The organism is Streptomyces sp. NBC_01363 (assembly GCF_026340595.1).
Lineage (GTDB): Bacteria > Actinomycetota > Actinomycetes > Streptomycetales > Streptomycetaceae > Streptomyces.
This window is the reverse complement of the sequence record NZ_JAPEPF010000001.1, coordinates 1,155,071-1,168,753: the sequence shown is the minus strand read 5'-3', so window position 1 is coordinate 1,168,753 and position 13,683 is coordinate 1,155,071. Positions and strand designations below refer to the sequence as shown.

Here is a 13,683-nt window from a genome sequence, read left to right as displayed (position 1 = left end):
TCGGAGTGCTGCTGTTCGGACTACTTCACGTTGACGCCGCCCCAGGCGGCCTGGACCGCGGTGAGCTCGGCGCTGTCCGCGCCGTACAGGTCGGTCGCCGCCTTCTCGGTCGCCTCACGGGCGCCCGCGTAGTCGGTGGTCGACGTCATGTACTCGGAGAGGGCCTTGTACCAGATCTGGACGGCCTTGTCCCGGCCGATGCCGGTGACGGTCGAGCCGTCGCTGGTCGGGGAGTCGTAGTCGACCCCGTTGATGGTCTTCGCGCCGCTGCCCTCGGACAGCAGGTAGAAGAAGTGGTTGGCGACGCCGGAGGAGTAGTGCACGTCGAGGTCGCCGACGCTGCTGTCCCAGGAGTCGGCCGAGCCGCCGTCCTTGCTCGGCTTGTCCATGTAGCGCAGCGGGGTGCCGTCGCCGTTGATGTCGATCTTCTCGCCGATGAGGTAGTCGCCGACGTCCGTGCTGTTGTTCGCGGCGAACTCGACCGAGGTGCCGAGGATGTCGCTGGTCGCCTCGTTCAGGCCGCCGGACTCGCCGAAGTAGTCGAGGTTGGCGGTGGACGCGGTCAGGCCGTGGCTCATCTCGTGGCCCGCGACGTCGAGGGCGGTCAGCGCGCTCTTGTTGTCGGCGCCGTCGCCGTACGTCATGCAGAAGCAGCTGTCGTCCCAGAACGCGTTGACGTACGCGTCGCCGTAGTGGACCCGCGAGTACGCGGCCTTGCCGTCACCGGCGATGCCGTCGCGGCCGAACGCCGACTTGTAGAAGTCCCAGGTCTGCGCGGCGCCGTAGGCGGCGTCGACCGCGGCGGTCTGGCGGTCGTTGCCGGTGCCGTCGCCCCAGGTGTCGTCGTCGTCCGTGACGAGGTCACCGGTGCCGCTCTCGCCCTGGTTGAGGTCGTACGTCTTGTGGCCGCCGCGGTCGCCGTCGGTCAGCTCGAAGCCGGAGCCGGCCGCGGTGGTCGACAGCTCGACCTCGCCGCTGTACTGGCTGTTGCCGACGCCGGTTTCGACCGCCTCGTAGCTCTGGAGCTTCTTGCCGGTGATCGCGTCGGTGATGGTGTGCACCCGGCTCGGCGTGCCGTCCTTCTGCACCCCGGCCTTGACCGTCTCCAGGGCGAGGACGGGCTTGCCGGAGCCGGCCCAGATCACCTTGCGGGCGGCGGCCGCGGTCTTGATCTTCGGCGTCGTGGAGGGCACGGATATCCGGGCCTTGGTCGCCTTGGTGACGCCCTTGAGCTTTCCGCCGGGGGCGGTGTGGGTGACGAGGTCGCCGCCGAGCACGGGCAGCCCGTCGTAGGTGCGCTCGTAGCGGGTGTGGACGGTGCCGTCCGCGTCCTTGATCACATCACGGACGATCAGCTTCTCCTTGCCGCCGAGCCCGAGCGAGTCGGCGGTCGAAGCGACCTCGCTCTGTGCGGACTTGATGGCGGCGTTGCGCTGCGAGGCCTTGTTCGCGCTGAAGGGCACGACGCTGTGAGTGGCGGAGGGACCGTCATTGCCGTTGTCGGGCACGGCGTTTGCCGCACCGGTCTGCATGCCGACGACGACCATCGCGGCCACGGCGGCCAGGGCTGCGGCGCGACGGGTGTTCATGTGGGGGGTCATGCGCTCTCCGTTGCTCGTTCCGTGGGGGGTTACGAGCCGAGAGCGTGCCATCGAATGACCGACATTGACGGAGCACTAACAAATACCTCACATTTATTTGACTACTTCTTGTCCGAATGGAATACACATGTGTTCGTTAATCGGCGGGAGTTGGGTGTAGATGTCCGGTGGCATCGCATACGGGGTGTTCTGCCCCCTGCCTCTGCTCCGGCGGCGCGCGTGCTCCGGCCGCGCGCACCCTCGGGCCGCGCACCCTCGCGCCGTGCACACGCTCGCGCCGCGCGCACCCTCGCGCCGTGCACACGCGGAAGCCCCCGGCCGCAACGGCCGGGGGCTTCCGTGGTCGTGCCCGTGCGTCAGAGGTTGACGCCGAAGTCCTGGGCGATGCCGCGCAGACCGGAGGCGTAACCCTGGCCGACCGCGCGGAACTTCCACTCCGCGCCGTTGCGGTACAGCTCGCCGAAGACCATGGCGGTCTCGGTGGCGGCGTCCTCGCTCAGGTCGTAGCGGGCGATCTCTACGCCACCGGCCTGGTTGATGATGCGGATGAACGCGTTGCGCACCTGGCCGAAGTTCTGGCTGCGGGTCTCGGCGTCGTAGATCGAGACCGGGAAGACGATCTTGTCGACGTCGGCCGGCAGGCCCGCCAGGTTGACGTTGATCTGCTCGTCGTCGCCCTCGCCCTGGCCCGTGACGTTGTCACCGGTGTGGACGATGGTCTGGTCGGGCGTCGACTTGTTGTTGAAGAAGACGAAGTGACCGTCGGAGACGACCTTCCCGGCCGGGTTGACCGCGATCGCCGAGGCGTCGAGGTCGAAGTCGGTGCCGGTGGTGGTGCGGACGTCCCAGCCGAGGCCGACCGTGACGGCGGTCAGGCCCGGGGCCTCCTTGGTGAGGGAGACGTTGCCGCCCTTGGACAGGCTTACAGCCATGGGAAGTCCCTTTCATCGTCGATTGCGGGCTTCATGCCATCACGAAGCTACCGTCACAGGGCATAACGCGGACAAGGGACCAGGAGGTTCCTGATCCCTTTACTTTCTTTACCGAAGTCCCCCGGCCGGACGGCCGGCCGGTACGGCAAAAGAAGGTGACGAACACCCTCTGGTCCGGGGAACATGGGTGTCATGTCCGGGCCCTATGTCATCCGCGGTTCGGTCTCCCTGCCGGAGGCCGAGCTCATGTGGCGTTTCTCGCGGTCCTCGGGACCCGGGGGGCAGCACGTCAACACCAGCGACTCCCAGGTGGAGCTCCGCTTCGACCTCGCGGCGACCGAGTCGCTTCCCGAGGTGTGGAAGGAGCGGGCGCTCCAGCGGCTGGAGAGCAGGCTCGTCGGCGGGGTGATCGCGGTACGCGCCTCCGAGCACCGCTCCCAGTGGCGCAACCGCGAGACGGCCCTCGTACGGCTCGCCTCCCTGCTCGCCGAGGCGACGGCACCGCCCCCGAGGCCGCGCCGCAAGACGCGGATCCCGCGAGGCATCAACGAACGCCGACTGCGCGAGAAGAAGCAGCGCGGCGATACCAAGCGCGGCCGCTCCGGCCGCGACTGGTGACGGACCGGTTCGCCCGCCCGGGGCCCGGCGGCCGGTCCCCGGCCGTCCTCACCCCAGTCGGCGGTAGCGCCCCCGGAAGTACGTCAGCGGCGAACCGTCCCCGCTGGGCAGGGCCGCGCTCAGCACCCGCCCGATCACCAGCGTGTGGTCGCCTGCCAGGACCCGCTGCTCGGTACGGCACTCCAGCGTGGCCAGCGCGCCGCCGATCAACGGCGCGGCGGTGACCTCGCCCCGTGTATAGGGGATGTCCTCGAACAGCAGCCGGTCGCTGATCCGGCCCTTCATCGCGAACCGTCCGGCGACGTGCCGCTGGCTCTCGGTGAGCACGGACACCGCCCACAGCGGCTGCTCCGACAGCAGGTCGTCCATCCGGGAGTCGTTGCGCAGACTGACCATCACCAGTGGCGGGTCCAGGGACACCGACATGAAGGCGGTCGCCGTCATGCCGACGTCCTCGCCGCGTCCGTTCTCGTCCAGCGGCGGCTCCTGGGCGGTGATCAGTACGACACCGGCGGCCAGCCGGGCCAGGGCGCCTCGGAACTCATCGTTGCTCACCCCCTCAGCATGGGGGACGGGCCGGGAACGCGGGGCGGGGGTCGTCGTCTGCAGCACATCGGCACGCTAGCCGCGGAGTGCGTGCCTCCGCATCGGGCCAAGGGACCAGCCGGGTCCTAGGACCCGTGGTCCATGGCGGACGCGGCGGCGCCGCGACGCAGGGGTCCGCGTGGCGGATCGCGTGGCGGATCGCGTCGCGGATCGGCGTTCGGATTTGCGTTCAAGAAAAGGACGGAGCGGATCCGTACGCCGCTCACAACCCTTTACCATCTGTTGTGACTTGAGTCACAGAGTGCAATATTTGTTGACCCTGTGTACCGGCTGCACAGCTCACTGTGATTCAGTTGCCGTGACACTGCAGTAAGTACGTCGATATGAAACCTGGAGTGCTGTCGAGGTCTCGGGGAGTGCGAGCAATGGAGGCCGAGTCGGAGCCGTACGTCCGTCTTGCGACGATGCGGCAGCTGCACCAGGCCGTGGCCGATCTCAACACGGCGCGGAGCCTGGCCGACACACTGCAGACCGTGGCCGACGGAATCGTCACCGGTCTCGGCTACGAGCTGGCCTGCGTGAACCTGGTCCGCCCCGACGGCGATCTCGTGGTCGCCGCCTTCGCGGGCAACAGTGCGGCGGAAGCCCTGATCACCGGCCGGGTCGGCTCGCGTGCCTCCTGGGAGCGCCGGCTGACGATGGGGCAGGCCTGGGACGAGCTCCGTTTCATACCGCACACCGACGGCTGGGTCCTCCTCGACGACGACGTACCGCAGTGGCACACCGACGGGCCGGATCCCCGTTTCGAGGACGAATGGCACCCGCAGGACCGCCTCTACGCCCCTATGTACGCCTCCGGCGGCGGCCCCGATCTGCTGGGCGTCATTTCCGTGGACCGCCCGCGCAACGGCCGCCGCCCCGGCGCCTGGGGCCGCGAAGCCCTCCAGATGTACGCGTCGCAGGCGGCCATTGCGATCAGCAACGCCCGGCTCAGAGCAAACATGCAGCGGGCGCTGGTCCGCCTCGAACGGGAACAGCAGGCGCTGCGGGCCAGCGAGGAGTCCTTCCGCCAGGCCTTCGAGTACGCGCCCAGCGGCATGGCCATCGCCGAGATGGGCGGCGACCAGCACGGCCGGCTGCTGCGCACCAACGACGCCCTGTGTCGGCTGCTCGGCCGTCCCGCGTCCGTGCTGCGCCGCTACTCCTTCGCCGACCTCGTCCACCCCGAGGACATCGGCACCCTGCTGCGCACCTCCGCCGAGGGCGGTCGCGCCGAGCTGCGCCTCGGGCGGCGGGACGGCACCTACCTCTGGGTCTCGCTGCGCAACTCCGTCGTCGCCGACACCGCGGACGGCCCCCGCTTCCTGCTCACCCACGTCGAGGACATAGAGGAGCGCAAGCGCCACGAGCTGCATCTCGCGCACCGTGCCTCGCACGACGCGCTCACCGGCCTGCCCAACAGTGCCGAGCTGCGCTCCCGGCTGGGCGCCCGGCTCTGCGAGCGCCCGAACGCGGCGGCCACCACCCCGGTGGAGGCGCTGGACGCGGCCTACGGAGACATCGACGATCAGGACGCGCGGACGCACGGCTACGAGGTGGACCAGGCACCCGGCGGCCCGCACGACCACCATGTGCACGCCGTCGCACCCGACACCGAGCACGACGACGGGGCGAAGGGGCTCGCGGTCCTCTTCTGCGACCTCGACGGCTTCAAGTCGATCAACGACCGCTTCGGCCACCACACCGGTGACGCCGTGCTGATCGAGGTCGCCCGCCGGCTCACCACCTGTGTCCGCGACGGCGACACCGTGGCCCGGCTCGGGGGTGACGAATTCGTCGTCCTCGCCGACGGACTCGGCGACGCGGACGCCGCGGACCTGGCCGTACGCCTGCGTAACGCCATCATTCCGCCGATTCGGGTCGACGGCAGGGCGGTGCGGGTGGGGGCGAGCTTCGGCATCGGCTGGGCCGCCTGCGGCATGACCGCGGAAGAGGTGCTGCGCTCCGCCGACCAGCGGATGTATGTGGAGAAGCGGTCGCGCTCGAAGGTTCACCGCAGGGCAGGCTGACGTTCACGGCGGCGCCTTTCCCGGGCTCCGCCGCCGTTCCGGTACCGGCGACGGCAATTCTTGGTGTGGGCCGTTCGGGGTAGGCTCGGCCGGTCGGCCACGGCTGGCACTATTCGGCGACGGCTGGCGACATGGTGAGGAGTGACCCAGGGATGACGGCCGGGAACAACGGCGCAAACACGCCCGAGGACGACGATCCGTTCGGCTACCTGTACGAGGACGGACAGGCAGCGGGCGCCCAGCCGCCGCGGCAGGGCGGCTACGGCTACCCCCCGGCGGCCCCGCAGCCCGGCGTGCCCCGGACCTCGTACAACCAGGTACGCACCGTCGGCGAGCGTCAGTACGGCCAGCAGATGCCGCAGCAGCAGGTGTACGGCCAGCCGAACGCGCAGTACGCCGCCCCGGAGACGTACCCCGGCGCCACCACCGCGCAGGTGCCGCAGCAGGGTGGCCGCGGCCGTCCCGGCGGCCCCGGCAAGGGCGGCCCGAACACCAAGGGCCTGCTGATCGGCGCCGTCGCGGTGGTCCTGGTCGTGCTCATCGGCATCGGTGCCGCGCTGATCACGGGCAACGGCAACAAGGACAAGAAGAAGGAGGAGGCCACCTCCTCCGCCGGACCCGGCAGCCAGGTCGAGGAGTCCCCGAAGCCCAAGGAGTCCGCGAGCTCCGAGGCCCCGGTCGAGCTCCCCAAGCAGGACGCGGCGACGCTGAAACTCGGCGGCTCGGCCCAGCTGGACAACGCGACCAAGGGTGCCAAGAGCTCCAACGGCCAGTACATCAACCTCAACGAGGTCGGCCGGTCGGCGACCTGGTCGGTCGAGGTGCCGAAGGCCGGTCCGTACACGCTGTTCGTGACGTACGGAGTGCCGGGCAAGGATGCCAAGACGTCCCTGACGGTCAACGCCGAGGCTCCCCGCAGCATCAGCATGGAGAACTTCGCCGAGGCCCCTGAGGGCGATCTGGAGAAGGGCTGGACGACCACGTTCTCCTGGATGCAGCTCAACAAGGGCCCGAACACGATCACGATCTCGTGCAACGAGGGTGACCAGTGCGACGCCAACCTGGATCAGCTGTCGCTGAAGGCCGGTCACGTGAAGCGCTGACCATCCCTGGACGCACTCCGGCCCCCTCGCCTCCGGGCGAGGGGGCCGGATCGTTTTCCGGGCGCGGAGCGGCTCAGCCCATCAGGCTCAGGAACCCCGCCACCGTCCCCGCCATCGCCTCGCGCCCCGGGGCGATGTACTTCCTCGGGTCCACGCCCGTGGTGTTCTCGGCCAGGTACGCCCGTACCGCGCCGGTGAACGCGGTGTTCAGCGCCGTGCCCACGTTGATCTTGACCATGCCGGAGGAGGCGACGGCCTGGCGGATCTCCTCGTCCGGGACGCCGCTGGAGCCGTGCAGCACCAGCGGGACCGGGACGGCCTCGCGCAGCCGGCCGATCAGCTCGTGGTCCAGGGCGGCGGTGCGCTCGGTCATGGCGTGGGAGGAGCCGACTGCGACGGCCAGCGCGTCCACCCCGGTGTCGCGGACGTACGCGGCGGCCTCGGCCGGGTCCGTGCGGACGCCGGGGGCGTGGGCGTCGAGCGGGGCCTCGCCCTCCTTGCCGCCGACCTTGCCGAGCTCGGCCTCGATCCAGATGCCGCGCTCGTGGCCCCAGGCCACTGCCTCGGCCGTGGCCCGCACGTTCTCCTCGTACGACAGCTTGGACGCGTCGAACATGACGGAGCCGAAGCCCTCCGTGTGCGCCTGGTGCAGCAGCTCCACGGACTCGACGTGGTCGAGGTGGAGGGCGAGCGGGGCGCCCGAGGTGCGGGCGACGGCGGCGGCCGCGGCGGCGATGGCGGAGAGCCGTCCGCCGTGGAACTTCACGGCGTTCTCGGAGATCTGGAGGATGGCGGGTGCTCCGGCACGCTCCGCGCCGGCCGCGATGGCCTCCGCGTGCTCCAGCGTGATGACATTGAAGGCGGCGATCCCGCGTCCCTCGGCCTGGGCGGCGGAGACGAGTTCACCGGTGCTGACGAGCGGCATGCTGACCTCTTGCTACTTCTTTCGAACCGCGATCGGGCGGGTTCGGGACGGGCGCGGCCTCTCAGGCCGCCGGTGCGTGTTCCTCGATGCCGACGCGCGGCAGCAGCTCCTCGTACGCCGCGCGGTCGAAATCACCGGCCGTCGGGGAGAGCACGGTCGCCGTCGACAGCGCCACCGCCCGCCGCAGCCGGTCCGGCCAGCTCAGCCCCTCGACGAGGCCGGACAGCAGCCCGGCCACCGCGGAGTCGCCCGCGCCGGTCGGATTGCCCAGGACCCTGGCGGGCGGGGACGCCTGCCAGCTGCCGTCGGGGGTGACCGCCAGCATGCCGTCCGGTCCCAGCGAGGCGATGACTCCGTGCGCGCCGCGGCGGCGGGCGTCGCGGGTGGCGCGCATCGGTTCGCGGGAGCCGGTGAGCTGGGCGAGCTCGTCGGCGTTCGGCTTGATCAGGTCGGGGCGGGCGGCGATGCCGCGGCGGAGCGGTTCGCCGCTGGTGTCCAGGAGCACGGGGACACCGGCGGCACGGGCCGACCGGACCAGTTCGGCGTAGGCGCCGACGTGGATGCCGGGCGGCAGGCTGCCGCAGAGCGCGACGGCGTCGGCCCCGGTGAGGAGCTCCTCGTACCTGCCGAGGAGGGCGGTCCACTCGTCGGCGGTGACGAGCGGGCCGGGTTCGTTGAGCTGGGTGGTGTCGCCGGTGGCCCGGTCGACGACGGCGATGGTGCGGCGGGTGTTCCCGGCGACGGTGACGAGAGCGTCGGTGATCGGCGCGGCGGCGATCGGTGCAGGGGAGCCCGTACCGGTCTCCCGCGGCGGCAGGCCGGCCAGCAGCTCGCGGAGCACGGCTCCGGTAGAGCCTCCGGCGAAGCCGGTGACCACTGTTTCGTGGCCGAGGGCGGAGAGCACCCGGGCCACGTTGAGTCCCTTGCCGCCGGGTCGCTCGGACATGTCGCTGACGCGGTGGCTGGCGTGCGGGACGAGTTCCGGGACGCCGTACGTCAGGTCGAGTGCCGTATTCAGTGTGACCGTGAGGATCACCGCGGCCGCTCCCTCGATCCCTGCTCCGAAGCGCGAAACCGTGGACGGAACGCGCTTTCTCTGGCTGTTTTCCAGGCGATCATGCCAAAGAGGTGGCGGTCGGCCCAGACCTCGGGACCAACCGCCGTCTCTTCGTTACGTATTCGACTCACCGTCAATAATGGGGCAGATCAGCCGATCTGGGGTGCTTTGATCCATTCGCCCTTGCGCATGACGCCCTTGAGCGCGAAGTCCTCGTCCAGGACCACCAGGTCCGCGTCCTTGCCCGGTTCCAGCGAGCCGACCCGGTCGTACACGCCGAGCAGCCGGGCCGGATTGGCGGAGATGGACTGCACGACATCGCCGACCGGGATCCGGTCGATGGTCACGGCCCGGTGGAACGCGGTGTCCAGGGTGAGCGTGGAGCCCGCGATCGAGTTGCCCTCGACCAGCCGCGCGACGCCGTCCTTGACCTCGACCGCGAGCGGGCCGAGCTGGTACAGGCCGTCGCCGAAGCCGGCCGCGTCCATGGCGTCGGTGATCAGCGCGACGCGGTGGGCGCCCGCGTGGTGGTAGGCCAGCTCCAGGGTCGCGGGGTGCAGATGTGTGCCGTCGTTGATCAGCTCGACGGTGATCCGCTCGTCCTCCAGCAGCGCGGCGATCGGTCCGGGCTCGCGGTGGGCGAACGGCGGCATCGCGTTGAAGAGGTGCGTGGCGACGGTGGCGCCCGCGTCGATCGCCTCGACGGTCTGCTCGTACGTGGCGTCGGTGTGCCCGATCGCGGCGATGACGCCGTGCTCGGCGAGCAGCCGCACCGAGTCGATGCCGCCCGGCAGTTCGGTGGCGAGCGTGAACATCTTCGCGGTGCCGCGCGCCGCGTCCATCAGCTTGCGGACCTCGGCCGGGTCCGGGTGGCGCAGCAGGTCCTCGCTGTGCGCGCCCTTGCGGCACGGCGAGATGAACGGCCCCTCGAAGTGGATGCCGGCCAGGTCGCCCTGCTCCACCAGCTCGGACAGGACACCGGCCCGGTGGGCGAGGAAGTCTATCTCGCCGGTGACCGTGGAGGCGACCAGTGTGGTGGTGCCGTGCTCGCGGTGGGTGCGGATGCCGGTGAGGACCTCGTCCACGGTGCCGGAGGTGAAGGACGCGCCGCCGCCGCCGTGGTTGTGCATGTCGACGAAGCCGGGGACCACCCAGTGGCCGCTCAGGTCGACGGTCGGTGCGCCCTCCGCCGTGGCACCGGCGATCCGGGTGCCCTCGACGATCACCCGGCCGTTCTCGACGATCCCGGTGGGAAGCACCACCCGGGCACCTGCGAGAACTGTGCTGTCTGCGCGTCCGGCCATCAGGTGGATACCTCCGTGGAGAGAAGATCCCAGGCGAGCAGCCCTGCGCCCAGGCATCCGGCGGTGTCCCCGAGGGCCGCCGGGACGATGTGGGGCAGCTTCTGGAACGTGACGCGTTCCTCGACGGCCGCACGGAGTGGTGTGAACAAGGTTTCCCCGGCCTCGGCGAGACCGCCACCGATGATGAGGGAGCGCGGGTCGAGCAGCGTCAGCGCGGTGACCAGCCCGGCGGCGAGCGCGTCCACGGCGTTCTGCCAGACCTGTACGGCCGCCGGGTCGCCCGACTCGACGGCCTTCGCGCAGTCCGCCGCGTCCGCCTCCGGGTCGCCGGACGCGGCGGCCCAGGCGCGGCTGACGGCGGCGGCGGACGCCAGGGTCTCCAGACAGCCGCGCTGTCCGCAGCCGCAGTCGGGCCCGCCCGGCCGGACCACGATGTGCCCGATCTCGCCCGCGTACCCGTGCGCGCCCGCCTCGATCGTGCCCGCGATGCCGATGGCCCCGGCGATGCCGGTGCCCAGCGGGATGAAGAGGAAGCGGTCGGCGCCCTTGCCCGCGCCGATCCGGCCCTCGGCGAGCCCGCCGGTGCGTACGTCGTGGCCGAGCGCGACGGGGACACCGCCGAGCCGCTCGCCGAGCAGTTGCCGCATGGGTACGTCGCGCCAGCCCAGGTTCGAGGCGTAGACCGCGATCCCGTTCTCGGCGTCGACGATGCCGGGCACGGCGACACCGGCCGCGACGGCGCTCTCGCCGAGGTGCTCCTCGCCGTACGCCCGCAGATCGGCGGCGAAGTCGAGGATCGACTCCACGACGGCTTCGGCGCCGCGCTCTCTGCCGGTGGCCCGCCGCGCCTCGTACAGCAGGGTGCCGTCGGCCCCGACCAGTGCGGCCTTCATTCCGGTGCCGCCCACATCGAGGGCGATGACGTGTTTCACGGGAAACAGTTTCGCCCGAGGAGGCAAAAAGGTCTAGTCCACTATCCCGGTTTGTTGCGGATCCATACAAAATCGCGCCCACGGATTCACGGGACGGGAGCGGCACGGGAACCGGGCCGCCCCGGGACACCTCAGGGCGAAAGGATCACGCTGCGCGAGAGGTTGCGCGGGTGGTCCGGGTCGTACCCCTTCGACTCCGCCAGCTCGACCGCCAGCCGCTGCGCCCGGATCAGATCCGCCATCGGGTCCGCCGTGGCATGCGCGACCAGCGTTCCGCCCACCCGCGCCACATCGCCGGCGAGCCCCTCCGGCAGCCGGCCGAACACCCACGCCACCCGGTGCGGCCCGGTGATCGAGATCGGGCCGTGGCGGTACTCCATCGCCGGGTAAGACTCCGTCCAGGCGCCCGCCGCCTCGCGCATCTTCAGCCCGGCCTCCTGCGCCAGCCCGTACGTCCAGCCGCGCCCCAGGAACGTCCACTGCTCGGCCGAGACCACCGCCTCGTCCAGCGGCTCCGTCACGGCGAGCTCCGCGTCCACCGCGGCGGCGGCGACCGTCTTCACCCCGGCCGGAAGCGGACCCGACGCCTCCAGGCCGGCCCGCAGAAAGGCCAGCGCGGTGGTCGCGAACCGGGTCTGGACGACCGACTCCTCGTCCGCCCAGTCCAGTACGGCCACCGCGTCGGCGGCGTCCATCGCCGGCGTCCCCGGGTCGGCGGTCAGCGCGACGGTGGCGACCCTGCCGCGCAGCTCGCCGAGGAGTTCCAGCACCTCGGTCGTGGTGCCGGAGCGGGTGATCGCCACCACCCGGTCGTACGGGCGCCCGGCCGGGAACTCCGAGGAGGGGTACGCGTCCGTCTCGCCCTGCCCGGCCGCCTCGCGCAGCGCGGCGTACGCGATGGCCATGAACCAGGAGGTGCCGCACCCGGTGACGGCGACCCGCTCACCCGGCCGCGGCAGCCCGTCGAACGCCGCCCCCGCCTCTGCGGCGCGCCGCCAGCAGCCGGGCTGGGTGGCAATTTCTGATGCGGTACGCGACATGCTGAACGGCTCCTTGCGGCGTGGAACGTAACGGTGCGGGCGGTACGGCACAGCGGCGGTGCGGGGCAGGCGGCACCCGCACCTGAACCTACTTAGCAGTAGGCGCAGTTCGGGGGCAATGCTCTCAGGCGCGGCGCCGGGTACCGGCCCGGTTACGTTGCGAAAGCGATACCGCTGTGGTGTAGACCATCGGCGACGGCCTGGGAGAAGATCGCACCCCGTTCGAAGGCCCCACGACGGCGTGGCCGGCACGGATGACGCGATGGATGAGGACGGTCTGGGCTGTGCAGTTGCGCTACCGGGTACTGACCGCGGCCGTGACCGCGCTGGGCATGACGGCGACGCTGACGGGTTGCGGCGGCGGCAGCGGCGGTTCGGGGGAGGTCACTCTCAAGCTCGTCGCGGCCGACTACGGCACCGGCCCCGCCAACAGCTCCGAGAAGTACTGGGACGGACTCGCCAAGGGCTTCGAGGCGACCCACCCCGGCATCAAGGTCGACGTCAGCGTCCATTCGTGGAAGGACATCGACCGCGAGGTCGCCACGATGGTGAAGAAGGGGCAGGCCCCCGACATCGCCCAGATCGGCTCGTACGCCGACTACGCCAAGGCCGGAAAGCTCTACCGGGCCGACCAGATGCTGTCCATCCGCACCCAGGCCAACTTCCTGCCGTCCCTCGCCGACGCGGGCAGCGTGGACCGCACCCAGTACGGACTGCCGTTCGTCGCCAGCACCCGGCTGCTCTTCTACAACAAGAAGTACTTCGCGCAGGCGGGCCTCGACGCCCCGCGAACCTGGGACGACATCCGCGACGACGCGGCGGTGCTCAGGCAGCGCGGCGTGACCTACCCGTTCGCGCTGCCGCTCGGTCCGGAGGAGCCCCAGGCCGAGACCATGATGTGGCTGCTCAGCGGGGGCGGCGGCTACATCGACGACAGCGGCTCGTACGAGATCGACTCGGCCGAGAACGTCAGGACGTTCGACTGGCTGAAGGCGAACCTGGTCGACAAGGGCCTCGTCGGCCCCGTCGCCCCGGGGAAGCTCGACCGCCAGAAGGCGTTCGACGCGTTCACCGACGGCCGGGTCGGCATGCTGAACGGCCACCCGACGCTGATGCAGGAGGCCGAGCGGAAGGGCGTCTCCGTCGGGATGGTGCCGATGCCCGGCAGCAGCGGCCCCGGCAAGAACTCGCTGGGCGTGGCCGACTGGATCATGGGCTTCAAGCAGCACGGCCACCGTGTGCAGCTGGGCAAGTTCTTCGACTATCTGTTCACCGACAAGAACGTCATCGGCTTCGCCGACGAGTACGACCTCCTCCCGGTCACCGACAGCGCCTCCGCGGCCATGGAGTCCGACGCCAGGTACAAGCCGCTGTGGAAGTTCCTGGCCGCGCTGCCGGACTCGCAGTTCTACCCGTACGGCAAGAGGTCCTGGGCCCGGTCCAGCGAGTCGATCAAGGAGAACATCGGCAAGGCGGTCGCGCCGAACGGCAGTCCCGGGAGCGTGCTGGGACGGATCGCGCGCGATTCGGCCGCGGCGGCGAAAGAGGATTAGCGG

12 protein-coding genes are annotated in these 13,683 nt (G+C 70.7%); 4 read left to right on the top strand and 8 right to left on the bottom strand.

From position 1 onward, the window contains the following. Window positions 1-20: 20 nt before the first annotated feature. On the bottom strand, window positions 21-1,601 hold the full coding sequence (locus tag OG611_RS05490; protein ID WP_266416092.1) for a M4 family metallopeptidase: 1,581 nt from the start codon (window positions 1,599-1,601) through the stop codon (window positions 21-23). Between the two features lie 356 nt (window positions 1,602-1,957). Continuing rightward, window positions 1,958-2,533 carry a TerD family protein gene (locus tag OG611_RS05485; protein WP_266416091.1) on the bottom strand — a complete coding sequence of 192 codons (576 nt, stop codon included), beginning with the start codon at window positions 2,531-2,533 and terminating at the stop codon, window positions 1,958-1,960. A gap of 183 nt (window positions 2,534-2,716) precedes the next feature. Between OG611_RS05485 and arfB the strand changes: the two genes are divergently transcribed. Next, entirely contained in the window at window positions 2,717-3,151 is a 435-nt protein-coding gene (gene arfB / locus OG611_RS05480) for an alternative ribosome rescue aminoacyl-tRNA hydrolase ArfB (protein WP_266416089.1), read from the top strand. Window positions 3,152-3,199: 48 nt separating this feature from the next. Here arfB and OG611_RS05475 read toward each other — a convergent pair whose 3' ends face one another. After that, entirely contained in the window at window positions 3,200-3,706 is a 507-nt protein-coding gene (locus tag OG611_RS05475; RefSeq protein WP_266416086.1) for a flavin reductase family protein, read from the bottom strand. Window positions 3,707-4,122: 416 nt separating this feature from the next. Between OG611_RS05475 and cdgB the strand changes: the two genes are divergently transcribed. Together cdgB and OG611_RS05465 are read left to right on the top strand one after the other, a co-directional pair. Beyond that, window positions 4,123-5,766, top strand: coding sequence for a diguanylate cyclase CdgB (gene cdgB, locus OG611_RS05470; protein ID WP_266416084.1), 1,644 nt, complete (start codon window positions 4,123-4,125; stop codon window positions 5,764-5,766). Between the two features lie 152 nt (window positions 5,767-5,918). Then, entirely contained in the window at window positions 5,919-6,869 is a 951-nt protein-coding gene (locus OG611_RS05465; protein ID WP_266416081.1) for a carbohydrate-binding protein, read from the top strand. 73 nt (window positions 6,870-6,942) lie between these two features. Here the strand turns inward: OG611_RS05465 and OG611_RS05460 are convergent, their stop codons facing one another. From OG611_RS05460 to OG611_RS05440, 5 genes are all read right to left on the bottom strand, one after another. Then, window positions 6,943-7,794 (bottom strand): class II fructose-bisphosphate aldolase, encoded by an 852-nt coding sequence (locus OG611_RS05460; RefSeq protein WP_266416079.1) that lies wholly within the window; start codon window positions 7,792-7,794, stop codon window positions 6,943-6,945. A gap of 61 nt (window positions 7,795-7,855) precedes the next feature. Then, window positions 7,856-8,830, bottom strand: a complete 975-nt coding sequence (locus OG611_RS05455) for a 1-phosphofructokinase family hexose kinase (protein WP_266416078.1) — start codon at window positions 8,828-8,830, stop codon at window positions 7,856-7,858. Between the two features lie 170 nt (window positions 8,831-9,000). After that, window positions 9,001-10,155, bottom strand: coding sequence for an N-acetylglucosamine-6-phosphate deacetylase (gene nagA, locus OG611_RS05450; protein WP_266416076.1), 1,155 nt, complete (start codon window positions 10,153-10,155; stop codon window positions 9,001-9,003). Beyond that, a complete protein-coding gene (locus OG611_RS05445; protein WP_266416075.1) occupies window positions 10,155-11,087 on the bottom strand; it encodes an ROK family protein in 933 nt (310 codons plus the stop codon). The genes nagA and OG611_RS05445 overlap by 1 nt, the downstream gene beginning before the upstream one ends. Before the next feature lie 131 nt (window positions 11,088-11,218). Continuing rightward, window positions 11,219-12,127 carry an SIS domain-containing protein gene (locus OG611_RS05440; protein WP_266416074.1) on the bottom strand — a complete coding sequence of 303 codons (909 nt, stop codon included), beginning with the start codon at window positions 12,125-12,127 and terminating at the stop codon, window positions 11,219-11,221. Between the two features lie 266 nt (window positions 12,128-12,393). Here OG611_RS05440 and OG611_RS05435 point away from each other — a divergent pair, with 266 nt between their 5' ends. Then, complete coding sequence (locus OG611_RS05435; protein ID WP_266416073.1) at window positions 12,394-13,680, top strand: ABC transporter substrate-binding protein; 1,287 nt, start codon at window positions 12,394-12,396, stop codon at window positions 13,678-13,680. Window positions 13,681-13,683: the final 3 nt, after the last annotated feature.